This window comes from Micromonospora sp. NPDC005686 (assembly GCF_042871665.1).
GTDB lineage: Bacteria > Actinomycetota > Actinomycetes > Mycobacteriales > Micromonosporaceae > Micromonospora.
In genome coordinates, this window is the sequence record NZ_JBIAIY010000004.1 from 41,443 (window position 1) to 64,044 (window position 22,602).

19 protein-coding genes are annotated in these 22,602 nt (G+C 72.4%); 11 read left to right on the plus strand and 8 right to left on the minus strand.

Features of this window, described 5'->3' with window-relative positions; translation table 11 throughout:
• Window positions 1-11 precede the first annotated feature (11 nt).
• From ACFYON_RS10650 to ACFYON_RS10665, 4 genes are read left to right on the plus strand one after another with little or no spacing between them, the layout of a single operon-like run.
• Complete coding sequence (locus ACFYON_RS10650) at window positions 12-1,019, plus strand: ABC transporter permease (RefSeq protein ID WP_354869095.1); 1,008 nt, start codon at window positions 12-14, stop codon at window positions 1,017-1,019.
• Complete coding sequence (locus ACFYON_RS10655; RefSeq protein WP_387188079.1) at window positions 1,016-2,056, plus strand: ABC transporter permease; 1,041 nt, start codon at window positions 1,016-1,018, stop codon at window positions 2,054-2,056. Before ACFYON_RS10650 ends, ACFYON_RS10655 begins: the two co-directional genes overlap by 4 nt.
• Before the next feature lie 43 nt (window positions 2,057-2,099).
• A complete protein-coding gene (locus tag ACFYON_RS10660; protein WP_354869093.1) occupies window positions 2,100-3,086 on the plus strand; it encodes an ABC transporter ATP-binding protein in 987 nt (328 codons plus the stop codon).
• Entirely contained in the window at window positions 3,083-4,189 is a 1,107-nt protein-coding gene (locus ACFYON_RS10665; RefSeq protein WP_354869090.1) for an oligopeptide/dipeptide ABC transporter ATP-binding protein, read from the plus strand. The genes ACFYON_RS10660 and ACFYON_RS10665 overlap by 4 nt, the downstream gene beginning before the upstream one ends.
• A gap of 46 nt (window positions 4,190-4,235) precedes the next feature.
• On the opposite strand, the gene ACFYON_RS10670 is transcribed toward ACFYON_RS10665, so the two are convergent.
• Both ACFYON_RS10670 and ACFYON_RS10675 read right to left on the minus strand, forming a co-directional pair.
• Entirely contained in the window at window positions 4,236-4,697 is a 462-nt protein-coding gene (locus tag ACFYON_RS10670; protein ID WP_355047288.1) for a hypothetical protein, read from the minus strand.
• Window positions 4,679-5,338 carry an HNH endonuclease family protein gene (locus tag ACFYON_RS10675; protein WP_355047287.1) on the minus strand — a complete coding sequence of 220 codons (660 nt, stop codon included), beginning with the start codon at window positions 5,336-5,338 and terminating at the stop codon, window positions 4,679-4,681. Before ACFYON_RS10675 ends, ACFYON_RS10670 begins: the two co-directional genes overlap by 19 nt.
• Before the next feature lie 108 nt (window positions 5,339-5,446).
• Here ACFYON_RS10675 and ACFYON_RS10680 point away from each other — a divergent pair, with 108 nt between their 5' ends.
• A complete protein-coding gene (locus ACFYON_RS10680; RefSeq protein ID WP_355047286.1) occupies window positions 5,447-6,892 on the plus strand; it encodes an MFS transporter in 1,446 nt (481 codons plus the stop codon).
• A 23-nt stretch (window positions 6,893-6,915) separates the two neighbouring features.
• On the opposite strand, the gene leuA is transcribed toward ACFYON_RS10680, so the two are convergent.
• Both leuA and ACFYON_RS10690 read right to left on the minus strand, forming a co-directional pair.
• Window positions 6,916-8,661 (minus strand): 2-isopropylmalate synthase, encoded by a 1,746-nt coding sequence (gene leuA, locus ACFYON_RS10685; RefSeq protein WP_355047285.1) that lies wholly within the window; start codon window positions 8,659-8,661, stop codon window positions 6,916-6,918.
• A 238-nt stretch (window positions 8,662-8,899) separates the two neighbouring features.
• Window positions 8,900-10,174, minus strand: coding sequence for an MFS transporter (locus ACFYON_RS10690; protein WP_355047284.1), 1,275 nt, complete (start codon window positions 10,172-10,174; stop codon window positions 8,900-8,902).
• A gap of 70 nt (window positions 10,175-10,244) precedes the next feature.
• Between ACFYON_RS10690 and ACFYON_RS10695 the strand changes: the two genes are divergently transcribed.
• The gene (locus ACFYON_RS10695) at window positions 10,245-11,231 is read left to right on the plus strand and encodes an ArsR family transcriptional regulator (RefSeq protein WP_354869072.1); all 987 of its coding nucleotides are present in this window, start codon (window positions 10,245-10,247) and stop codon (window positions 11,229-11,231) included.
• A 10-nt stretch (window positions 11,232-11,241) separates the two neighbouring features.
• Here ACFYON_RS10695 and ACFYON_RS10700 read toward each other — a convergent pair whose 3' ends face one another.
• Complete coding sequence (locus ACFYON_RS10700) at window positions 11,242-12,006, minus strand: hypothetical protein (protein ID WP_354869070.1); 765 nt, start codon at window positions 12,004-12,006, stop codon at window positions 11,242-11,244.
• Between the two features lie 236 nt (window positions 12,007-12,242).
• Between ACFYON_RS10700 and ACFYON_RS10705 the strand changes: the two genes are divergently transcribed.
• Both ACFYON_RS10705 and ACFYON_RS10710 read left to right on the plus strand, forming a co-directional pair.
• On the plus strand, window positions 12,243-13,508 hold the full coding sequence (locus ACFYON_RS10705; RefSeq protein WP_354869067.1) for an aspartate kinase: 1,266 nt from the start codon (window positions 12,243-12,245) through the stop codon (window positions 13,506-13,508).
• Between the two features lie 6 nt (window positions 13,509-13,514).
• Window positions 13,515-14,576, plus strand: a complete 1,062-nt coding sequence (locus tag ACFYON_RS10710) for an aspartate-semialdehyde dehydrogenase (RefSeq protein WP_354869064.1) — start codon at window positions 13,515-13,517, stop codon at window positions 14,574-14,576.
• 33 nt (window positions 14,577-14,609) lie between these two features.
• Here the strand turns inward: ACFYON_RS10710 and ACFYON_RS10715 are convergent, their stop codons facing one another.
• Entirely contained in the window at window positions 14,610-15,794 is a 1,185-nt protein-coding gene (locus ACFYON_RS10715) for a peptidase M23 (protein ID WP_354869061.1), read from the minus strand.
• 79 nt (window positions 15,795-15,873) lie between these two features.
• Window positions 15,874-17,331, minus strand: coding sequence for a diguanylate cyclase domain-containing protein (locus ACFYON_RS10720; RefSeq protein ID WP_354869059.1), 1,458 nt, complete (start codon window positions 17,329-17,331; stop codon window positions 15,874-15,876).
• Between the two features lie 179 nt (window positions 17,332-17,510).
• Here ACFYON_RS10720 and ACFYON_RS10725 point away from each other — a divergent pair, with 179 nt between their 5' ends.
• The 3 genes from ACFYON_RS10725 (at window position 17,511) to ACFYON_RS10735 (ending at window position 21,133) form a co-directional block, all read left to right on the plus strand.
• On the plus strand, window positions 17,511-18,290 hold the full coding sequence (locus tag ACFYON_RS10725; protein ID WP_354869056.1) for a phosphodiesterase: 780 nt from the start codon (window positions 17,511-17,513) through the stop codon (window positions 18,288-18,290).
• Window positions 18,291-18,295: 5 nt separating this feature from the next.
• Entirely contained in the window at window positions 18,296-19,075 is a 780-nt protein-coding gene (locus tag ACFYON_RS10730; protein ID WP_354869053.1) for a histone deacetylase, read from the plus strand.
• Between the two features lie 315 nt (window positions 19,076-19,390).
• Window positions 19,391-21,133, plus strand: coding sequence for a bifunctional metallophosphatase/5'-nucleotidase (locus tag ACFYON_RS10735; RefSeq protein WP_354869050.1), 1,743 nt, complete (start codon window positions 19,391-19,393; stop codon window positions 21,131-21,133).
• 92 nt (window positions 21,134-21,225) lie between these two features.
• Here the strand turns inward: ACFYON_RS10735 and ACFYON_RS10740 are convergent, their stop codons facing one another.
• Window positions 21,226-22,515, minus strand: coding sequence for an MFS transporter (locus ACFYON_RS10740; RefSeq protein ID WP_354869048.1), 1,290 nt, complete (start codon window positions 22,513-22,515; stop codon window positions 21,226-21,228).
• Between the last annotated feature and the right edge of the window lie 87 nt (window positions 22,516-22,602).

Consider the following 22,602-nt stretch of genomic DNA (forward strand, 5'->3'; position numbering starts at 1 on the left):
GTGTGTGAGAGATGTTGCGAGTCATAGTTCGCCGCCTGCTCCAGCTGGTGGTGACCCTGATAGGGCTGTCCGCGCTGGTCTTCGTCTGGCTGCGGAACCTGCCCGGTGGCCCGGTCGAGGCGCTGCTCGGTGAGCGGGCCACGCCGGAGCGCCGCGCGTTGCTGATCAAGGCGCTGGGCTACGACCAGCCGATCCTGGTGCAGTACGCGAAGTTCATGCAGCGGCTGCTCACCGGCGACTTCGGTAACTCGATCCGGAGCGGTGACCCGGTCACCGAGGTGATCGGCCGTGCCTTCCCGGCGACCGTCGAGCTGGCCGCCGCCTCCATGATCATCGCCATCGGGCTCGGTGTGCCGCTCGGCTATCTCGCCGCCCGCCACCGCGGCCGGCTGCTCGACAACCTGAGCATCGGCGGCACCCTGCTCGGCATCTCGATCCCGATCTTCTTCCTGGGCTATCTGCTCAAGGACGTCTTCACCCAGAACATGCACCTGTTCCCACCCTCGGGTCGGATCAGCACCGGGATCGACAACACCGACATCACCGGCTTCTTCGTGCTGGACGGCCTGCTCACCCGGGAGTTCGACGCCGCCGGCGACGCGCTGTGGCACCTGATCCTGCCGGCGATCACGCTGGCCACCATCCCGCTCGCGGTCGTCGTCCGGATCACCCGCGCCAGCGTGCTCGACGTGCTCAACGAGGACTTCGTCCGCACCGCCGAGGCGAAGGGCCTGCGGCACCGTACGATCCGGGGGCGGCACATCCTGCGGAACGCGCTGCTGCCGGTGGTCACCACCATCGGCCTGCAGACCGGTGCGCTGCTCTCCGGCGCGGTGCTCACCGAGCGGGTCTACAACTGGGGCGGGCTCGGCACGCTGATCTACGACTCGATCAGCGGCGGCCGCGACTACCCGGTGCTCCAGGCGCTGATCCTGCTGGCCGCGCTGGTATTCGTGCTGGTCAACCTCCTGGTCGACCTCTCCTACGCCTTCATCGACCCGAGGGTGCGTGTCCGATGAGCGATCCGATCACCCGGCCCGTCGTGGGTACCCCGCGCGAGAGCGTGGACCCGTCGGCCGTCACCGAGAAGCCCGAGGGCAGCCTGCCCCGTGGCCTGGACCGGCTCGGCGAGCGCAAGCGCGCCCGGCTGGAACAGCTGGCTCAGGCCACCGCCGAGAAGGGCGGGGTGAGCCTGGTCCGGGACGCGCTCCGCCGGCTGCGCCGCAACCCGACCGCGATGGTCGGCGCGGCGATCGTGGCGCTCTTCGTGCTCGTCGCGATCTTCGCGCCGCTGCTCGCGCCACACGACCCGGCGCAGCGCTTCGACGAGCTGACCAAGAACCTGACCGTCGACAACATCCCCGGGGCCAGCAGCGACTTCCCGCTCGGCTCCGACCCGCTCGGCCGGGACTTCCTGTCCCGGATGATCCACGGCAGCCGGCAGACACTGTTCGTCGGCGTGCTCGCCACGCTGATCGGGCTGGTCCTGGGTGTGCTGGTGGGTGCGTTCGCCGGCGCGTTCGGGGGCTGGGTCGACAACATCCTCATGCGCTTCACCGACGTGATGCTGGCCCTGCCCGCCCTGCTGCTGGCGATCAGCCTGGTGGCCCTGGCCAGCCGGTCCAGCCAGTGGACGGTCATCCTCGCGGTGGCCATCGTCAACGTGCCGATCTTCGCCCGGCTGCTACGCGGCTCGATGCTCGCCCAGCGGGAGAGCGACCACGTGCTGGCTGCCCGGGCGCTCGGCGTCAAGCGTGGGGCGATCGTGCTGCGGCACATGCTGCCGAACGCGATGACGGCGGTGATCGTGCAGGCGACGCTGACGCTCTCCACCGCGATCCTGGAAGCCGCGTCGTTGTCCTTCCTCGGCCTCGGTGACCCCGACATCAACCGGGCGGAGTGGGGCCTGATGCTCGGTGTGGACGGTCAGCGCTACTTCGAGGTCCGGCCCGAGCTGGCCTATTTCCCGGCCGCCGCGATCATCGTGGTGGCGCTCGGCTTCACCCTGTTGGGCGAGGGCATGCGCGAGGCGATCGACCCGAAGAGCCGGCGGTGACGGCGGTGCGGATCAACGACCAGCACGGTGAGGAAGTGACCCGATGAGCCTGCTCGACGTACGCGACCTGAGCGTCGTGTTCCAGCGCCGCGGTGAGCGCCCGTTCACCGCGGTCGACGAGGTCAGCTTCAGTGTGGAGCCGGGGCAGACGGTGGGCCTGGTCGGCGAGTCCGGCTGCGGCAAGAGCGTCACCAGCCTGGCCATCATGGGCCTGCTGCCGCGGCGCGGGAACCGGGTCACCGGCGAGGTCAACTTCGACGGGGCCGATCTGCTGAAACTGCGCGCGGAGGACCTGCGGGACCGGCGCGGCCGAGACATCGGCATGATCTTCCAGGACCCGCTCTCCTCGCTGAACCCGGTGATCCCGATCGGCATCCAGGTGGCCGAGGTGCTCGAACGGCACCGCGGCATGGACCGCAAGGAGGCGCGGAAGGAGGCCCGGGAGCTGCTCGACGCGGTCGGCATCCCGGACCCGGCCCGGCGGCTCAAGGAATACCCGCACCAGATCTCCGGCGGCATGCGGCAGCGCGCACTGATCGCCATCGCCCTGGCCTGCAAGCCGCGGCTGCTGATCGCCGACGAGCCGACCACCGCCCTGGACGTGACGATCCAGGCGCAGATCCTCACGCTGCTCAAGCAGCTCGTCGATGAGACCGGCACCGCGCTGATCATGATCACGCACGATCTGGGGGTGGTGGCCGGGCTCTGCGACACGGTCAACGTCCTCTACGGCGGGAAGATCGTGGAGCGGGCGGACCGGCACGAGTTGTTCGGCCGGCCACGGCACCCGTACACGCACGGGCTGCTCAGCTCCGTGCCGAGGCTCGACTCGCCGCGGAGCGAACGGCTGCACGCCATCCGCGGCTCGGTGGCCGACAACATCCCCTGGGCGGAGGGCTGCGCGTTCGCGCCCCGGTGCGACAACGTGGTGGACGCCTGCCTCGACGGCACGCCCCCGCTCGAGCCCACCGTCGCCGGCGGCGACCTGCGCTGCAACAACCCCGTTTCCGAGGAGGTGGCGGTCCCGTGACCGAGTCGACCGAGCGGACCGGACCCCTGGTCGAACTGCGCGACGTGAAGGTCCACTTCCCGATCAAGAGCGGTGTGCTCTTCGACCGGACGATCGGGCACGTCTACGCCGTCGACGGGGTCTCGCTCTCCATCAACCGGGGCGAGACGTACGGGCTCGTGGGCGAGTCGGGCTGCGGCAAGTCCACGCTGGGGCGAGGGCTGCTGCGGCTGGTCGAGCCGACCGACGGTGAGATCGTCTTCGACGGCACCGACCTTCGCGCGCTCAAGGACGAGCCGATGCGCCGGATCCGCCGCCGCATCCAGATGATCTTCCAGGACCCGCTGTCCAGCCTCGATCCCCGACAGTCGGTGGAGTCGCTGCTGGTCGAGGGCCTCAAGGCGCACGGTCTGGCAAAGGACAAGGCGGCCGTCGACAAGCGGCTCCGGGAGGCGCTCGCCGCGGTCGGCCTGCCCGCGTCCGCGCTGAGCAAGTATCCGCACGAGTTCTCCGGCGGCCAGCGCCAGCGCATCGGCATCGCCCGGGCGCTGGTGCTCGAACCGGACCTGATCGTCGCCGACGAGCCGGTGTCCGCGCTGGACGTGTCGATCCAGGCCCAGGTGCTCAACCTGCTGGTCGACCTCCAGAAGGAGCGCGGCCTCACGTACCTGATCATCGCGCACGACCTGGCGGTGGTCCGGCACATCGCCGACACGGTCGGGGTGATGTACCTCGGCGGCCTGGTGGAGGAGGCGTCCAGCGACGACCTCTACCGGGAGCCGATGCACCCGTACACCAGGGCGCTCATGTCGGCGGTGCCGGTGCCCGACCCGCAGGTCGAGGACCGCCGGGAGCGGATCCTCCTCGCCGGCGACCTGCCGTCACCGGCGAACCCGCCGGCCGGCTGCCGGTTCCACACCCGCTGCCCGTGGGCCCAGCCCACCCGCTGCGCCGCCGAGCGGCCCGCGCTGCGCGAGGTGCTCGACGGACACCGGGTCGCCTGCCACTACGCCGAGGACATCGCCGCCGGCAGGATCCGGCCGCACGAGGTGGAACCGGAGCTGGTCCGGCCGGACGACGGCGCGGCGCCGGGCGAGACCGGCGAGCTCATCCCCACCCCGTGACACGACGACGCGTCGGCCCCGCCCGGGGCCGACGCGTCGCCCCGGATCAGCCCTCGGGGCGGTTGAGCAGGCCCACCGCGATCGTGTGCACGGCGTCCAGCGCGGCCGGGTCGGCCAGCGGCGCCGAACCGCCGGTGACCACATACCACTCGTCGGCGTCCTTGTACTGCACCCGCAGCGTGACCCGGCCGTCGGCGTGCTCGGTGCGCAGCGTCAACTCGCCGGTCACCACGCCCACCTCGTCGGTCATGACCCCGCCCGGGCCGGGGGTGATGTCAGCGGTGCGGTCCGCCGGACCGCCCGGCGCGCCCCCGGCCGGTGCGCCCGGCACCGCGTCGGCGGCCATGCCCGCCCCGGAGACGTCGGCGGGCGCCGTCTGCCGGCCGTCCGCCGTCATCCCGGCCGAGGCCGGCCCGGCCGCCGTCTCCGGGGCCGGTGCGGCGTCTGTCTGCGGCGTGTCCGCCGGCGCCGGTGTGGCCTCCGGCCCGGTCACGGCTTGCTCGCCCATGTGCAGCCCTCCAGCATGTCGGTGAGAGCGGCCTTCTCGGCGCTTGTCACAGTCAGCTTCCAGTAGTGCTTGACCGTCACCCAGTCCGCCGCGTACTGACACCAGGACGACCGGTTCGGCGGCTTCCACTGGGACGGATCCTGGTCACCCTTTGCCCGGTTGGACCGCGCCGAAACCGCGATGAGCTGTGGCCGGGTCAGGTCGTTGGCGAAGTCGCCGCGCTTCGAGTCGTCCCACTCGTCCGCGCCGGAGCGCCACGCGGCGGCCAGCGGCACGGTGTGGTCGATGTCCACGTCCGACGGATCGTTGAGCACCACACCGTCGTAGACGCTCTCCCACCGGCCACCCACCACGTTGCAGCCGGACAGCTTGATGCCCTCGCCGTCGCGTTGCAGCACGCTGTCGCGTACGTCGCAGTTCTTGCCGGTGTTCCGCCAGTGCGGGAAGCGGGAGCGACTGTAGCCCTTCATCGCCCCGGCGGTGGCCACTGTCAGCTCACCGAGCTGCTTGTTCACGTTCCCGGAGGCGCTCGGCGGCGCCTCCGGCTCGTTGACCGACACGTCGCAGCCGGCCACGCCGAGGGCGAGCACCGCGCTCAGCGCGGCGGCCAGCCCGGCTCGGGCTCCTGATCTCGTACGCACAGACGACACCTCTCCAGCTTGCGTGCTCCGGGCGAGTCCGCACAGTACCCGGCCGCGGTTTCCGTGATTCGTGGCGTCGACGGTGGGCGGCGGGCAGAGTGGTGAGACGTGACAGCACCCGCTCCCGCGCTGCGTACCGGCACCGCCGCCGGACGCGGCACGCTGCTCGCCGCGATCCTCGCCTCCGGCATGGTGTTCCTGGACAGCACCGTGGTCAACGTCGCGCTGCCACGCCTCGGCGCCGAGTTGGACGCCACGGTCGCCGGTCTGCAATGGACCGTGAACGGCTATCTGCTCATGCTCGCCGCGTTCGTGCTGCTCGGTGGCGCGCTCGGCGACCGGTTCGGCAGGCGGCGCGTCTTCCTGTCCGGTGTGGTCTGGTTCGCGGCGGCGTCGGTGCTCTGCGGGCTGGCCCAGGACACCGGCTGGCTCGTCGCCGCCCGGTTCCTCCAGGGCGCCGGCGGGGCGCTGCTCACCCCCGGGTCGCTGTCGGTGCTCCAGGCCAGCTTCCACCCGGACGACAGGGGCCGGGCCATCGGCACCTGGTCCGGGCTGTCCGGAGTGTCCACCGCGCTCGGTCCGCTGCTCGGCGGCTGGCTCATCGACACGCTCTCCTGGCGGTGGATCTTCTTCGTCAACCTGCCGCTGGCCGTCGGCGTGGTGCTCGCCGCGCTGCGCTGGGTTCCGGAGAGCCGCGACGAGCAGGTGTCACGTACCGGCGGCGGGCGGCGGTTCGACGTGGCGGGCGCGCTGCTCGGCGCGCTCGCGCTCGGCGGCATCACGTACGCGCTGATCGACGCCCCGGCGCGCGGCCCGGACTCCCCTGCGGTGCTGGTCTCGGCGGTGCTCGGGGTGGCCGCCGTGGTGGTCTTCGTGCTGGTCGAGCGGCGGCGCGGCGACACCGCGATGCTGCCCACCGGGCTGTTCTCCAGCCGGCTGTTCTCGGTGCTCAACGTCTTCACGGTGGTGGTGTACGCGGCGCTCGGCGGGTTCACCTTCTTCCTCGCCGTCTACCTGCAGAACGTGGTCGGCTGGTCGGCGCTGCTCACCGGCCTGGCCACCGTGCCGATGACGGTGCTGCTGCTGGTCGGCTCGCCGCGCGCGGGCGCGCTGTCGGCCCGCATCGGCCCCCGTCTGCCGCTCACCGTCGGCCCGGTGATCGCCGCCGTGGGCCTGCTGCTGCTGCGACGGGTCGGGCCGGGCGCGTCGTACTGGGTGGACGTGCTGCCGGGCGTGGCGTTGTTCGGCGCCGGGCTCACGCTCGTGGTCGCGCCGCTGACCACGTCGGTGCTGGGCGCGGTGTCGGACCGGTTCGCCGGAGTGGCGAGCGGCTTCAACAACGCCGCCTCCCGGGCCGGTGGGCTGCTCGCGGTGGCCGCGCTGCCGCTGCTGGTGGGGCTGTCGGGCACCGGGTACGAGCAGAAGGGGGCGCTGGCCGACGCGTACCGGGGGGCGTTGGCGTGGTGCGCGGGGCTGCTGCTGGTCGGCGCGGTGCTCGCCGCCGTGCTCATCCACCGCCCCGGGCGGGAGGGCGGGGCCCCCGCGTCACGCTGAGGCCCCGCCGTGCCGTGCCGGGATCAGGCGCGGGTGCGGTTCACCGCGCTCGTGACCGCCTTGATCGAGGCGGTGACGATGTTGGCGTCCATTCCGACGCCCCACACCGTACGGCCGTCCACCTCGCACTCCACGTACGCGGCGGCCTGCGCGTCCCCACCGGAGGACAGCGCGTGCTCGTGGTAGTCGAGCACCCGTACCGCCACGCCCAGGGACTGCAGCGCGTTGACGTACGCGTCGATCGGACCGTTGCCGACGGCGGTGAGCGCGCGGGTCTCGCCGCCGAAGCCGACGCGGGCGTCGATCTCGACCTTGCCGTCGACGGTGCCGATCGTGTAGTCGGCCAGCTTCACGGCCGGGTCCACCTGGTGGTCGACCAGGTAGTTGCGGGCGAAGATCTCCCACATCGTGCCCGGCTCGACCTCGCCGCCGTCGTGGTCGGTGACCTGCTGCACCACTCCGGAGAACTCGATCTGGAGGCGGCGCGGCAGGTCGAGCTGGTGCTCGGTCTTCATGATGTACGCGACGCCGCCCTTGCCGGACTGCGAGTTGACCCGGATGACCGCCTCGTACGTGCGGCCCAGGTCCTTCGGGTCGATCGGCAGGTAGGGCACCGCCCAGGTGAAGTCGTCCACCGGCACCCCGGCCGCCGCCGCGTCGGCGTTCAGCGCGGCGAAGCCCTTGTTGATCGCGTCCTGGTGCGAGCCGGAGAACGCGGTGTAGACCAGGTCGCCCGCGTACGGGTGGCGCTCGTGCACCGGCAGCTGGTTGCAGTACTCGACGGCGCGCTTGATCTCGTCGATGTTTGAGAAGTCGATCATCGGGTCGATGCCCTGGGAGAACATGTTCAGGCCCAGCGTCACCAGGTCGACGTTGCCGGTGCGCTCGCCGTTGCCGAACAGGCAGCCCTCGATCCGGTCGGCGCCGGCCAGCAGGCCGAGCTCGGCGGCGGCCACGCCGGTGCCCCGGTCGTTGTGCGGGTGCAGGCTCAGCACCAGGCTGTCCCGCCGGGGCAGGCGCCGGTGCATCCACTCGATCGAGTCGGCGTAGACGTTCGGCATCGCCATCTCGACGGTGGCCGGCAGGTTGATGATCAGCTTCCGGTCCGGGGTCGGGTCGATCACGTCGATGACCGCCGAGCAGACCTCCAGCGCGTACTCCAGCTCGGTGCCCGTGTACGACTCCGGCGAGTACTCGTAGTGGATGTCGGTGTCCGGGGTGTGGATCTCCGCGTACTTCTGGCACAGCCGCGCGCCCTGGGTGGCGATGTCGGTGATGCCGTCGCGGTCCAGTCCGAAGACCACCCGGCGCTGCAGCGTCGAGGTGGAGTTGTAGAAGTGCACGATGGCCCGGCGGGCGCCGCGCAGCGACTCGAAGGTCCGCTCGATCAGGTGCTCCCGGCACTGGGTCAGCACCTGGATGGTGACGTCCTCGGGGATCAGGTCCTGCTCGATCAGCTGCCGTACGAAGTCGTAGTCGGTCTGGCTCGCCGAGGGGAAGCCGACCTCGATCTCCTTGTAGCCCATCTGCACCAGGAGCTGGAACATCCGCCGCTTACGCTCGGGCGACATCGGGTCGATCAGGGCCTGGTTGCCGTCGCGGAGGTCGACGGCGCACCAGCGGGGCGCGGCCTCGACGCGGCGGGTGGGCCAGGAGCGGTCCGGCAGGTCGACGCCGAACTCACGGTCGTACGGGACGTAGCGGTGGACCGGCATCCGGCTGGGGCGCTGGCGGGCGAACGGATCGGTCTCGGTGACAGGTTGAGCCATCTCGGAGTGCTCCCTGGAACATGTGGCGTCAGCAGATCGGAAAGGTGTCGGCGGGATGCCGGGCGACGGTGCGCGGCGGTGCCGAGAAGAAGATCGGATGTGCTGGACGGCGCGTTTCTACTCCGCGACGAGGTGCCGGCCGGTCAGGCCTCGTCGCGGCAGCCAAGGAGAAGGTACGCGCGCCACATGACAAGGTCACCCTACGTGGTGGGACGTGCCGTGGGAAGGCTGGTCCGGACTATGGGACCAGAGTCACGGAGTCGGAGGACTTCGCCACGCCCGGTAGCCGAGGTGTCCGCTCCGCCCGGGTCACCGCGGGCACGATCGCCAGTCCGACGAGGATGAAGATCGCCGCGGCCGGGTACCAGCCCCAGCCGCCGGTGCTCACGCCGAGCGCTGTCAGCCCGGCCGGAGCGATCAGGAACTGCACCTGGGAGCCGAGCCCGAACGCGCCGACGTACGCGCCGCGCTGGGCGGCGGGCGGCAGCGTGGCGGTGAGTCCCCAGGCGCCCGCCGACTCGATCAGCTCCGCCAGGATGAGCAGCGTCGCGGCGGCGACCAGCACCGCCACGGTGAGCGGTCCCCGGGTCGCGCCGGAGATCGGCAGGACCACGCAGAACCCGGCGATCAGTACCGCGCCCCGGCGGGACGCCCGGGCCGCGCCGGACGCGTCGTCCGCGCCCCGGCTGGCGCGTACCTGGAACAGCACGATCAGCACGGTGTTGAGCAGCACCAGCCCGGCGATGATCGTCTTCGGCGCGTCGGTGTGGGTGAGGATCCACAGCGGCATCACCGTCAGGTAGAGCGTCTGGTGCGCGGTGAGCAGCCCGGAGAGCAGCGCGACGGCCATGAAGGGCCGGTCCCGCAGCACCGCCAGCCGGCTCATCGGCTCGGCGGGGCGGGTCACCTCCGGCAGCCGGGGAAGGCGGCGGACAAAACCGGCAGTCACCAGGAAGACCACGGCGATGAACCAGACCATCCCGCGGTACGCCCAGATCGTGTCGACGGCCAGCACCAGGCCGCTGATCAGCGCGCCGATCCCGAAGCCGACGTTCAGCGAGGAGCGCTGGTAGGCCATCGCGGTGACCCGTTCCTCAGGGCGCAGCACGTTGATCGAGTAGACCTGGCGGGCCACGCCGGTCGCCGCGCCCGTCACGGCCAGCGCGATCACCACCGCGAGGAACCCGGCGAAGCCGCCGACGAACGGGTACGCGGCGAACAGCGCCGCGTCGAGCAGCAGGCAGACGATCCACACCCGCTGCGGCCCGTACCGGTCGGTGAGCCCGCCCAGCGGCACGGTGCCGAGCAGGGACGCGCCGGCGGCGAGTGAGAGGCCGAGCCCCACCTGGGCCGGACTCAGCCCGAGCGCCCGGGTGAAGAAGACGGCGCTGCCCGCCTGGAACAGGCCGGTGCCGACGGCGTAGACCATCGCCTGCACGGCCAGGGCGCGGGTCAGCCCGGCCGGTGGTACGACGTCGCGGACGGCGGTGCGGATGCTTTCTCTGGCCCTCATGACCGGTGAGCAGATCGTGCCCCCCACGCGAGGGGCGAGCCTTTTAGGCTGAGCCGAATCGGGGGTGCGCATGTCCGAGTTGCGGTTCACGCTGGCCGACGTCGCGGGCGTGCGGTTCGGTGTGTCGCCGGCCAACGAGACGGTCATGAGCATGTGGGCGCTTGCCGATCCGGCCCGCTATCCGGTGCACCTGCGGTGGGTCGACCGGGCGCGGGTCACACTGCGCCGCCCGGAGGTGGCCGAGCGGGTCGCTCCGCTGGTGCATCTCACCCTGCCGCGCCGCTGGCTGCCCGACTTCCTCACCCCGGCGGCCCGCCCGGGGGTGGAGATGGACGGTCAGCTCGACCAGATCGCCGCGACGCCGCCCGACGTGGTGGTCAGGGACCTGCTGTCGACCACGCCGAGCGGACCGCTTCGCCCGTTCGGGCGGGCGTTGCTCGCCGACCCGACCGGGTTGTTGCCGCGGCTCGTCGAGGCGATGCGGGTCTGGTACGACGAGGCGATCGCCCCGGACTGGCCGCGGATGCGGGCGGTGCTCGATGCCGACGTCGCGTACCGGGCGGCACAGCTCGCCGAGGGCGGGACGGGGAAGCTGTTCGAGCGGCTCCACCCCGGCCTGCGGTGGCTCGGCGACCGGGTGGTCAGCGACGACCCGTTCGAGCGGGACTTCGACCTTCGAGGGCGAGGGCTGGCGTTGAACCCGAGCGTGTTCAGCCGCCAGCGGGTGCTGTGGAACCTGCTGGAGGACTCGTTGCCCGCCGCGGCGTACCCGGTGCGGGCGGTCGGGACGCTGTGGGAGCGCGACCCCGAACCGGCCGGCGACGCGCTGGCCCGGGTGGTCGGCGGCGGCCGGGCGGCGTTGCTGCGCCTGCTCGACGCGGCGTCCACCACCACGGACCTCGCCCGGCTCACCGGGCTGTCCGCCGGGAACGTGTCCCAGCACCTCTCCGCGCTGCACGCCGCCGGTCTCGTCACCCGGTCCCGGGCCGGGCGGCACGTGCTCTACCGCAACACCGAGGTCGGCGCCGCGTTGCTCCGCGCGGCCCGGGACGGCTGAGCGGTACGCGTCACGGCGTGCCCGGGCTCGGCGCCTCCCGGCCCACCGGCTCGCCCTCGGTCACCGCGCCGGCCAGCTCGACGGCGCCCGGCGCGGCGCCCGGCTCGCCGGTCAGCGTCAGGGTGCCGAACCCGGCCCGTACCGCCGCCGGGGTGCCGTCCTCCCGGAAGCAGTAGATGCCCACGTCCAGCGGCGCGTTCAGCGACGCCGAGGTGGTGTCGACCGTGTAACACGGGCCGCCGGCGCCGGGTAGCGACTCGGCGGGGGAGACCGCGAGCGGCGCACGCCTGTCGGTGAGCACCTCCAGCCAGTCGGTGAACGGGTGCTGCACGCGGGGGTCGAGCCGGCGCGGCACCGCGTCGTCGGCGTCGCCGAGGCGGACGCAGGTCGCCGCCCGGGCCCAGCCGGCCGAGGGCAGCGCGCACTGGAACAGCCCGTCGGATGTGGCGGCCAGCGAGACGTCCACCGTTCCGGCGTGCCCCCAGCCGGGCACGTCGACCCGCCAGCTCCCGTCGTTCGCGCTGGTGAAGGAGACCGTCCGGGGCGTGCCCTCGGCGGGCGTGAAGGCGTACGTGGCGGTGAGGTGCCGGTCCTGCGCGGCGGCGGCCAGCCCGGCCAGTTCCTCGCGGGCAGCGTCGACCTGCACCGGGACCGGGTCGGCGGTGCCGGTGGGCGCCGCCTCGGGGTGGTCGCCGCCGCAGGCGGCCAGCAATGCCGGCAGGGTGAGCGCGAGCACGCCGGTCAGCCGGCGGGCCGCACGTCGATGAGCGTGCACCGGGTCATTCTGCGTCGTGAGGGCGGTCGCGGTCAGCCCACCGTACGGCTGTACCGCTTGGCGTGTCGCGTCTGCCGGCCTGGTGAGCCGCCCCACGCCCGGGCCGGATGGTGGGATCACCCGGTCCGGCGGCGCGGCCCGCCCGATAGGCTGAGGCGGTCTGACACGCGCCGCCGGACCGAGAAACCCGGCGGCGTCGGCACGCTCAGGGTCGTCGCTGGGAGGGAGTGCACGTCGTGGCACTCGTGGTGCAGAAGTACGGCGGGTCCTCCGTCGCCAACGCCGAGCGGATCAAGCGGGTGGCCGAGCGCATCGTGGCCGCGCGCAAGGCCGGCGACGACGTGGTGGTGGTGGTGTCCGCCATGGGCGACACCACCGACGAGCTGCTCGACCTGGCCAACCAGGTCAGCCCGCTGCCGCCGGGCCGCGAGCTGGACATGCTGCTCACCGCCGGGGAGCGGATCTCCATGGCGCTGCTCGCCATGGCCATCCACAACCTGGGGTACGAGGCTCGCTCGTTCACCGGTTCCCAGGCTGGCGTGATCACCACCTCGGTGCACGGCCGGGCCCGGATCATCGACGTGACCCCGGGGCGCCTCAAGGGCGCGCTGGACGAGGGTGCGGTGGTCATCGTCGCCGGCTTCCAGGGCGTCTCGCAGGACACCAAGGACGTGACCACGCTCGGCCGGGGCGGCTCGGACACCACAGCCGTCGCGCTCGCCGCCGCGCTGGAGGCGGACGTCTGCGAGATCTACACCGACGTGGACGGGATCTTCTCGGCCGACCCTCGGATCGTGCCGAACGCCCGGCACATCAAGCGGATCACCTACGAGGAGATGCTGGAACTGGCGGCCTGCGGCGCGAAGGTGCTGCATCTGCGCAGCGTCGAGTACGCGCGGCGCGCGGGCTTGCCGATCCACGTCCGTTCGTCATACTCGACCAACACCGGCACGATGGTCACCGGATCGATGGAGGACCTTCCTGTGGAACAGGCATTGATCACCGGGGTCGCCCACGACCGCAGCGAAGCGAAGATCACGATCGTCGGCGTGCCCGACGAGCCGGGCGCCGCGGCGTCGATCTTCGACACCGTGGCCGGTGCGGAGATCAACATCGACATGATCGTGCAGAACGTGTCCACCGAGGGCACGGGCCGCACCGACATCTCGTTCACGCTGCCCAAGGCCGACGGCCCGACCGCGATGACCGCGCTCAGCAAGATCCAGGAGGCGGTCAAGTTCAAGGGCCTGCTCTACGACGACCACGTCGGCAAGGTCTCGCTGATCGGCGCGGGCATGCGCTCGCACCCGGGCGTGGCGGCCGGCTTCTTCGCCGCCCTCGGCGCGGCCGGTGTGAACATCGAGATGATCTCCACTTCGGAGATCCGGGTCTCCGTGGTCTGCCGCGACACCGACCTGGACAAGGCGGTCCGCGCCATCCACGACGCCTTCGAACTGGGTGGTGACACCGAAGCCGTCGTCTACGCCGGCACCGGGCGGTAACGCGCCGTGGCGTCGCTGCCCACCCTCGCCGTGGTCGGGGCGACAGGTGCCGTCGGCACGGTGATGTGCCAGATCCTCTCCTCCCGGCGCAACGTGTGGGGCGAGATCCGGCTGCTCGCCTCGGAGCGGTCGGCCGGCAAGCGCGTGCAGTGCCGGGGCGAGGAGCTGACCGTCCAGGCGCTCACCGCCGACGCGTTCGACGGCGTCGACGTGGCCATGTTCGACGTACCGGACGAGGTCTCCGCGCAGTGGGCCCCGGTCGCCGTCGCGCGCGGCGCGGTGGTGGTGGACAACTCCGGCGCGTTCCGGATGGACCGGGACGTGCCGCTCGTGGTCCCCGAGATCAACCCCGAGCAGGTACGCAACCGGCCCAAGGGCATCATCGCCAACGCCAACTGCACCACGCTGGCGATGATCGTGGCGGTCGCGCCACTGCACCGCGAGTACGGCCTGCGCGAGCTGGTGCTCGCGTCGTACCAGGCGGTCTCCGGGGCGGGGCAGGCCGGCGTGGACGCGCTGCACCTGCAGCTCGGCAAGATCGCCGGGGATCGGGTGCTCGGTTCCCGCGCCGGCGACGTACGCCAGGCGGTCGGCGACGAGCTGGGTCCGTTCCCGGCGCCGCTGGCGCTCAACGTCGTGCCGTGGACGGGATCGCTGGCCGACGGCGGCTGGTCCACCGAGGAGATGAAGCTGCGCAACGAGTCGCGCAAGATCCTCGGGCTGCCCGACCTCAAGGTCTCGGCCACCTGCGTACGGGTGCCGGTGGTGACCGGTCACTCGGTCGCCGTGCACGCGGTCTTCGCTACCGAGGTGGACGCCGAGGGTGCCCGTGAGGCGCTGCGCAACGCGCCGGGCGTGATCCTGGTCGACGACCCGGCGGCCGGGGAGTTCCCGATGCCCATCGACGCGGTCGGCACCGACCCGTCGTGGGTGGGCCGGATCCGTCGCGCGGTGGACGACCCCCGCGCCCTGGACCTCTTCGTGACGGGCGACAACCTCCGCAAGGGCGCCGCCCTGAACACGGCCCAGATCGCCGAGCTCCTGGCCAAGGACCTGACCCGCCCCTGAGCGGTGTCCGCTCGCCGCGCCCGGCGCGGTGCGTCAGCACGAACCGTTCACCGGTTTGGCCGATCCGGTGTACAGGTACGCGTCGGGGACCCAGGTGCCGTCGGTGAGCTTGTTCCACAGCGTGCTGGCGCCCCAGCGGCCGGTCACGGAGGTGCCGCTCGACGAGCAGGCGACGGCTGCCGTGGCGCCGTCCGCGATCGAGCCGACCACCCCGTACCCGGTGCCCGGCCCGGACCGCCGGCTGACCGACGTGCCACCGTAGCTGTCGACGATGCCCTCGGTGAAGCCGAGCGCCCCGTAGTTGTACAGCGATCCGCCGACGTTGGCGCGTTTCGAGCCGTGCAGCGCGTACCCCTCGTAGGCCGTGCTGCCCTCTCTCGGCACCCACTTGCCCAGGTTGTGGGTGGCGATCGCCACGTACGCGCTGTTCTGCCGGAGGCCCAGGTGCACGTGTCGGCTGCTGGCGGAGCCGCCGCAGGTGATGTCGGTACCGGTGTCGCCGAGGTAGGTGCCCGCGCTGACCGACGCCCCGTCGACGTCGATGTTGTTCCAGAGGTGGTAGTAGTCGGTGGTGTAGCCCCGGTCGTGGACCACCCGGACCCAGCCCTTGCACATCGTGTACGCGGTGCCGGCGCGCACGGCCAGCACTCGCTGGTCACCGCCGACCAGGTCGATCGAGCTGAACGGTCGCGGGGAGCCGGACCAGCCGTGCGGGCCGCCCCTGAGGGTCCACGACTGGCCGAGGGCGAACGGCAGGCGCATGCCGGTGCGGTAGTCCCCGTCGGCGGAAAGCGTGCCGAGGGTGGTGAAGGCGTCCCGCTCCGCGTGGGCGAGGACGGACGCTGGAGCTGCCGCGGCCAGGTCGGCGAAGGTGGCCTCGCCCTCCAGGGCGACCTGCCAGTCGCCGCGCTGCCAGCGGGCGATGAAGATCCAGCCGGACGGGTACAGCCCTTCCTTCTGCGGGGCGACGAGCACCGCGGTGCCGAAGGCCCAGGCCCGGCCGTCGCGGCGGGTGACGCTCACCCGGGTGTCCTCCGCACCGGCGGCGCGGATCTCCTGGTCGGCCGCGACCGCGGCTCTGTCGAGCAGCCTGTGTCGTACGGCGGCCGTGACGTCGTCGGCCGGTGCGGCCTGGGCGCTGTTCGGCGCGGTGCCGATCGCTGCGGCAACGAGCAGGATCGCGGTGGCGGTGCCGAACCGACGTCGCGTATCGATCATGTCCTCTCCCAGGGGGGTCGAGAGGTTGACACGTGTCCGACGGACGATATCCGAGTGATTTACATATGTCTATGCGTTGTCAGGCGGCGGAGAGGTGGACGCCGTCCCGGCCGTGGCGCTTCACGGCGTACAGGGCCTGGTCGGCTCGGTGCAGGGTGCGTTCCGGGGACTCGCCGGGTCGCGGCAGGGCCACGCCGACGCTGATCGTCCGGCCGGTGCGGCGGGCCGCCTCGGTGAGCCGTTCGGCGATCCGGACCGCCTCCTCCGGGCGGCTCACCTCGATCACCGCCACGAACTCGTCGCCGCCGGTCCGGTACAGCTCGTCGCCCTGGCGCAGCGCGCCCTCCAGCGCGCGGGCCAGGCCCACCAGCAGCCGGTCGCCGGCCTGGTGGCCGTACGTGTCGTTGACGTCCTTGAACCCGTCCACGTCGATCGCCAGCAGCGCGGTCCGCCCCGGCATGGCGGTGGCGATCCGCTTCCCGAACGGGCCGGTGTGGCGCAGCCCGGTGAGCGGGTCCGAGTTGGCCTGCTCGCGGAGCCGGGCGAGCGTACGCAACCGGTCCAGGCAGGTCCACGCCTGCCCGGCGAGCAGCTCGATCAGGTTGACTGTGGTCGGATCGGGACGCAGGCGCTGCTCGTCGGCGACCAGCAGCACGCCACCGGCGGCCGGTGTGCCGACCGGCACCGCCACCAGCGTGCGCGCGCCGGCCCGGGTCAGCGGCAGGTACTCCTCGGTGGGCGGATGGCCCGCCTCACCCAGCGTGTACGCCGAGCCGTACCGGTGGGCCCGGTCGATCATGCGGTCGAGCGCGGCCGGTCCGGCCTCGTCCAGCTCGGCCCGGATCCTCGCCTCCAACTCGCCAGGCGTGTCGGTGGGCGCGCCGAGGCGCGGGCCCTGCCGGCCGGTGAGCACCAGCACGGCGGCGGAGAGCGCCGACACGTCCCGGGCCGCGGCGAGCGCGGCGGTCATCAGGTCCCAGTCGGTCGGCGCGGCGGTGAACGCGGCGGCGTGCCGGAGCAGCTTCTCGCTCCGGCTCTCGGCCGGTGGCCCGCCCAGCGCGGCGATCCGCCCGCCGAGGCGGTCGGCCACCAGTTCGGCGGTCTCCCGCCACGCCGCGAGCACGACCGGCTCGCTCCACTGGAGGTCGAGCACCCCGATCGGACGGCCGTCCGGGTCGCGTACCGGCACGCAGAGTTCGGCGATGACGTCCGGGCGGACCTCGAGGTAGTCGGGGTCGGCGCCGACGTCGGGCACGGCGGCGGTGAGCCCGGAGGCGTAGACCCGCCGCACCACCGACGGTTCGGGCCGGTGGCGGCCCGGCGGGGTGCCGTCGGCGGTCGCCGGCACGTGCGAGAAGACCTGCCAGGCGCCGGTGGCGGCGACACAGCGCAGATGGTCGCGGACGCGGAGCAGGACGGTGGCGGTCGCCGGGGTGTGCCGGGCGAGCGCGGCGACGGTCCACTGGCACGCCTCCGGGACGGTGGACGCCGTGGGGAGGCGCACCGTGACGTCGCGGAGGACTCGCTCGTGATCCACGTCGTTCCTGCTCGGAGGGGGGTCGGGTCGCGATCAAGGGTACTCAGCGCAACTGCCACCGACCCTCGTACACATGTGCTATCCACAGGCTGTGGACGCAGCCTGTGGGCGGAATCGGGCCTGCGCGAGCAGGCGCGCGGCGATAACGTGAGGGCCCGGGCACCCGAGGAGGCGCACCGATGCTCATCGCCCAGCTCAGCGACCCGCACGTGACCACCGGCCCGCTCGCGGCCGACCCGGCGTCCGGGTTGCACCGGGCGCTCGGCGCGGTGCTCGCCCTGCGGCCCCGGCCCGACTGCGTGGTGATCACCGGTGACCTCACCGCCAACGGCCGCCCGGACGAATACCTCGCGCTGCGCGAGATCGTCGGCGCGTTCCCGCTGCCGGTGCACCTGGCGACCGGCAACCACGACGACCGCGAGTCGCTGCTCGACACGTTCGGCGGCACCCCCTATCTGGCCGGTGGCTTCTCGGCGCACTACCACGTCGACCTGCCGGACGCGACGCTCGTGGTGCTCGACTCGCTCACCCCGGGCAGCCCCGGCGGGCGGCTCGGCGACGAGCAGCTCGCCTGGCTCGACGGGGTGCTCGCCGGGCGTACCGACGTGCCCGCCGTCGTGTGCCTGCACCATCCGCCGGTCGCGGTGGGCGCACCCGGCATGGACGCCGTGGGCCTCGCCGACGCCGACGCGCTCGCCGCCGTGGTCGCCCGGCACCCCCATGTCGTACGCGTCGCCTCGGGGCACCTGCACCGCCACGTGACGAGCGCCTTCGCCGGTACGGTGCTGACCACCGCGCCGAGCACCTGGGTCCAGGTGAGCCTCACCATGACCGACGACGAGGAGCCGGGCTTCGTCGCCGAGCCGACCGCCTTCCTGCTGCACCTGATCGCCGACGGCGGCTGCGTGACGCACACCGTCCAGGTCAGCCACGCAGCCGGGCGTACCTGCTGGTTCTGACGCCGATGCTCTGGTACGTCGCGTACGGGTCCAATCTGCACGCCGCACGGCTCGACTGGTATCTGCGTGGCGGGTGTCCACCCGGCGGGCTGCGCACGTACCCCGGCTGCCGGGACCGCCGCCCACCGCGCCGGACGGTCCCGGTGCTGATCCCCGGCGGCGTCTACTTCGCCGGGGAGTCGCGGGCCTGGACCGGCGGCATGGCGTTCTACGACCCGCTGTTGCCCGGCCGGGCGGCGGCGCGCGGCTACCTGGTGACCGTCGAGCAGTTCGCGGACATCGCCGCGCAGGAGATGTACCGGTCACTCGGCGCCGACCTGGCCGGGATCCGCGTGGCGGTCGAGACCGGGCGGGCGAGGCTCGGGCCGGGCCGCTACGAGACGCTGCTGCGCGTCGGTGTCCACGAGGGCCTGCCGATGCTCACGTTCACCGCGCCGCACCGGGCGGTGGAGGTGCCCTGGACCCGGCCCGCCCCGGTCTACCTCGGCCTGCTGGCGCGCGGGCTGCGCGAGGCGCACGGATGGGACGCCGCACGCACTGTCGGCTACCTGGCGGGCCGGCCGGGGGTCGCCGGGCGGTGGACCCGGTCCGCGTTGCGCGGGCTCGTCGGTGCCGCCTACAGCGGGCGGCCGGACCGGCCCTCCGGGGCGTCAGTCGAGTTCGGACAGTGTGCCGGATATGCCGGGCCGTCGGAGATGAACGACCGTTCGGTCGACGATGGGTGTCCGGCAGGTGGTGATTCGGGCGAGGACGGTTGCCAGCGCAAGGAATTCCGCGTGACATGAGCGTCGGCGCCGGCTCCCTGTCCCTGGGGGCCGGCGCCTTCGACGACGGCCGGCGTCGACAGCGTGCGCCGCGCGGAATTTCACCTGACCGTCATGTCCGACTCGTCCCGCAGGCCGGTACCCGTCGCCGGAGACAACGACGATTCCTGATGCCGCCCCGTTCGACCTGGCGGCCGGTGGATGAGAAGCTACCCCGGCGGGGTGGCATTCCCCCGAGTACCGCTCTCCGCGATCGACACCTGTCACGGCACGGATCAGGGTCGCCGGGCGAACCATCGTCCGGACGCCACATACCTGCATCTCACGAGGAGTTCCATGTCCGTCACCGGGATGCGACGCCGGGCCGCCGTCGGCCTGGCCGCACTCGCCGCGACCGCGTTCACCGCGGTCGCCGTCACCCCCGACCAGGCCGAGGCCCGCCCGAAGCCGGTCGACGTCCAGTTGCTCGCGCTCAACGACTTCCACGGCAACCTGGAGCCGCCGACCGGGTCCAGCGGCACCATCGACGGTCAGCCGGCCGGTGGCGCGGAATACCTGGCCAGCCACCTGAAGTCGATGCGCGCCGCCGCGAAGCAGCAGGGCAAGGGCACCGTGACCGTCGCCGCCGGTGACCTGATCGGCGCCTCGCCGCTGCTGTCCGCCGCGTTCCACGACGAGCCCACCATCGAGGAGATGAACCTCGCCGGGCTGGAGTTCGCGAGCGTCGGCAACCACGAGTTCGACGAGGGCGCGGCCGAGCTGCTGCGCATGCAGCGCGGCGGCTGCCACCCGGTCGACGGCTGCGCCGACGGCACGCCGTTCGGCGGCGCCAAGTTCACGTACCTCTCGGCGAACGCGTTCAAGACCTCCACCGGCCTGCCGCTGATGCAGCCGTTCGGCATCAAGATCGTCAAGGGTGTCCCGATCGGGTTCATCGGGATGACCCTGGAGGGCACCCCGAACATCGTGAGCCAGCAGGGCGTCGCCGGCCTGCGGTTCACCGACGAGGCCGACACCGCCAACAAGTACGCCAAGATCCTGCGCCTGCTCGGGGTCAAGAGCATCGTCGTGCTGGTGCACGAGGGCGGTGTGCAGAACGGCGGCGGCATCAACGACTGCACCGGTTTCAGCGGCCCGATCGTCGACATCGCCAACCGGATGGACCCGTCCATCGACGTGATCGTCAGCGGGCACACCCACGCCGCGTACAACTGCAACATCAACGGCAAGCTGGTCACCAGCGCCAGCTCGTTCGGCCGCCTGGTCACCCAGATCGACCTGAAGATCGACCCGCGCACCCGCGACGTGGTGAGCGCGTCCGCGAACAACGTGGTGGTCACCCGGGACGTGAAGCCGGACCGGCCCTCGACCGACCTGATCAACAGGTACAAGACCGCGCTCGGCCCGGTGGCCGACCGGGTGGTCGGCGAGACCACCGCCGTGATCACCAAGACCCCGGAGAACCTGTACCAGACCGGGGTCGACGCCAACGGGAAGCCGACGTACCAGACCGGTGAGTCGCCGCTGGGCAACCTGATCGCCGACGCCCAGCTCGCCGCCACGGACACCGAGCAGAACGCGGTCGCCGCGTTCATGAACCCCGGTGGCGTACGCGCCGACCTCGACGCCGGCCCGGTCACCTACGCCGAGGCGTTCACCGTGCAGCCGTTCGCCAACAACCTGGTGACGCTGGACCTGACCGGCGCGCAGCTCTACTGCATGCTGGAGCAGCAGTTCACAGTGGCGCGCGTGCTCTACGCGTCCTCGACCGTCAACTACGTCGTGGACGTCAACGGCACCACCGCGCCGGCCGGCACGCCGTGCGCCGGCACCCGGGTGGTCCGGGGCAGCCTCACCATCAACGGCACCCCGGTGACGGACACCGCCACCTACCGGGTCACCGTGAACAACTTCCTCGCCGGTGGCGGCGACGGCTTCAGCGTCCTGACCGGCGGCACCAACGCGGTGACCGGCCAGATCGACCTGGACGCCTTCACCGCGTACCTGACCGAGAAGTCGCCGGTCTCCCCGCCGGCGCTGGACCGGATCCGCACGACCACCGAGGTCGCCGCCGGCTGACGGCCGACCGCACCGCCGACGGGCCCCGGAGCGACGCTCCGGGGCCCGTTCGTGTCAGGCTGCGCGCTTCGTCGCAGGCCGCCGGCTTCGTGTCAGGTCGCCCGCGCGGGCTCGGGCTCCGGCGTCGCGGCGGCCGTCGGGCGGCCGTCCTGCGCGGCGGTGAGCAGCGGACGCAGCGACAGCGCGAGCACCGAGGCGGCCAGGCAGCCGCCCACCACGACAGCGACCCACACCCGCCCGTTCGCCGCGCCGATCAGCGGTCCGGCGGTGACCGGGCCGACCACCCCGCTGATCCCGAAGATCATCGAGCTCATCGCGTTGTACCGGCCGCGCAGCTCGTCGGTGGCGAGCGCGTTCGTGAGCGCGGGCATGACCGGCGACAGCATCGTCTCGCCGAACCCGAAGATCGCCGAGCAGGCCACCACGCCGAGCGCCGCGAGCGCCGCGTTGCCGCCGCCCACCACGCCCGCCGCGCCGAGCACCAGCCAGGCGCCGGCGAAGACCGCGCCCACAGTGGCGAGTGCACGGGTACGGCTGCGCCCCTCCAGCCGCCGGATCACCAGCAGCTGCGAGAGCACGATCATCACGGTGTTCGCGGCCAGCGCCCACGCCACCACCCGGGGCGTCACCTCGACCACCCGTACCGAGTACGCCGCGAAGCCCACCTCGATCTGCGCGTACCCGCAGGTGGTGAGCACCAGGCCGAAGATGACCAGGCGGCGGAACGGCCGGTCCCGCAGCACCGTCAGGTAGCCGCCGGTGCTCCGGCCGTCAGCCTTCGCGTCCGTCGCCACGGGCGGCCGGCGCCCGACGTGCGGCAGGCTCAGCAGGATCAGCGCGGGCGTCAGGTAGCTCACCGCGTCCAGCAGGTAGATCACCTCGAAGGTGATCGGACGGGCCACGTCGATCACCGCGCCGGAGATCAGGCCGCCGGTGCCGATACCGAGATTGAGCAGCGCGAAGTTGAGCCCGAAGACGCGTTGCCGCTCGCCGTCGTCGGTCAGCGACGCGAGGATGGTGTTCTGCCCGGCCCAGATCGCCGAGCTGCCGATGGCGACGAGCGTCATCACGCCGAACGCCGAGGCCGTCGAGTCGACCAGCGCCAGCGAGCCGGTGCCGATCGCCTCGATCACCAGGCAGGGCAACACCACCCGGCGCGCGCCGAACCGGTCGATGAACGTGCCGGCCAGCGGCGAGAGAGCCAGCGTGACCGCGCCGAACCAGCCGATCACCAGCCCGGCCCGGGTGTCGGTCAGACCGCGTACGTCGGTGAGGTAGATGAACAGGAACGGCAGGGTGAGGCCGCGCCCGACAGCGGAGAAGAGCGTGCCGAGCAGGATCCGGCGGGCTTCGGGACGGGCGGGGAGGGCGCGGCGCAGCATGCGGGGATTCTGTTCGGCGGGTACGACTACCGCGACCCGTTTACCCCTTACGCGAGCGGTCGCCGGGCCGGAAGGTGAGCGAGCACA

Excerpts from the sequence above, each read along its gene's own strand:
- ACFYON_RS10655 (WP_387188079.1), top strand. The coding sequence starts at position 1,016 with ATGAGCGATCCGATCACCCGGCCCGTCGTGGGTACCCCGCGCGAGAGC.
- ACFYON_RS10650 (WP_354869095.1), top strand. The coding sequence starts at position 12 with ATGTTGCGAGTCATAGTTCGCCGCCTGCTCCAGCTGGTGGTGACCCTG.
- ACFYON_RS10690 (WP_355047284.1), bottom strand. The coding sequence starts at position 10,174 with ATGAGGGCCAGAGAAAGCATCCGCACCGCCGTCCGCGACGTCGTACCA.
- ACFYON_RS10670 (WP_355047288.1), bottom strand. The coding sequence starts at position 4,697 with ATGGGCGAGCAAGCCGTGACCGGGCCGGAGGCCACACCGGCGCCGGCG.
- ACFYON_RS10715 (WP_354869061.1), bottom strand. The coding sequence starts at position 15,794 with ATGATCGATACGCGACGTCGGTTCGGCACCGCCACCGCGATCCTGCTC.
- ACFYON_RS10735 (WP_354869050.1), top strand. The coding sequence starts at position 19,391 with ATGTCCGTCACCGGGATGCGACGCCGGGCCGCCGTCGGCCTGGCCGCA.
- ACFYON_RS10695 (WP_354869072.1), top strand. The coding sequence starts at position 10,245 with ATGTCCGAGTTGCGGTTCACGCTGGCCGACGTCGCGGGCGTGCGGTTC.
- ACFYON_RS10730 (WP_354869053.1), top strand. The coding sequence starts at position 18,296 with ATGCTCTGGTACGTCGCGTACGGGTCCAATCTGCACGCCGCACGGCTC.
- ACFYON_RS10725 (WP_354869056.1), top strand. The coding sequence starts at position 17,511 with ATGCTCATCGCCCAGCTCAGCGACCCGCACGTGACCACCGGCCCGCTC.
- ACFYON_RS10740 (WP_354869048.1), bottom strand. The coding sequence starts at position 22,515 with ATGCTGCGCCGCGCCCTCCCCGCCCGTCCCGAAGCCCGCCGGATCCTG.
- ACFYON_RS10660 (WP_354869093.1), top strand. The coding sequence starts at position 2,100 with ATGAGCCTGCTCGACGTACGCGACCTGAGCGTCGTGTTCCAGCGCCGC.
- leuA (WP_355047285.1), bottom strand. The coding sequence starts at position 8,661 with ATGGCTCAACCTGTCACCGAGACCGATCCGTTCGCCCGCCAGCGCCCC.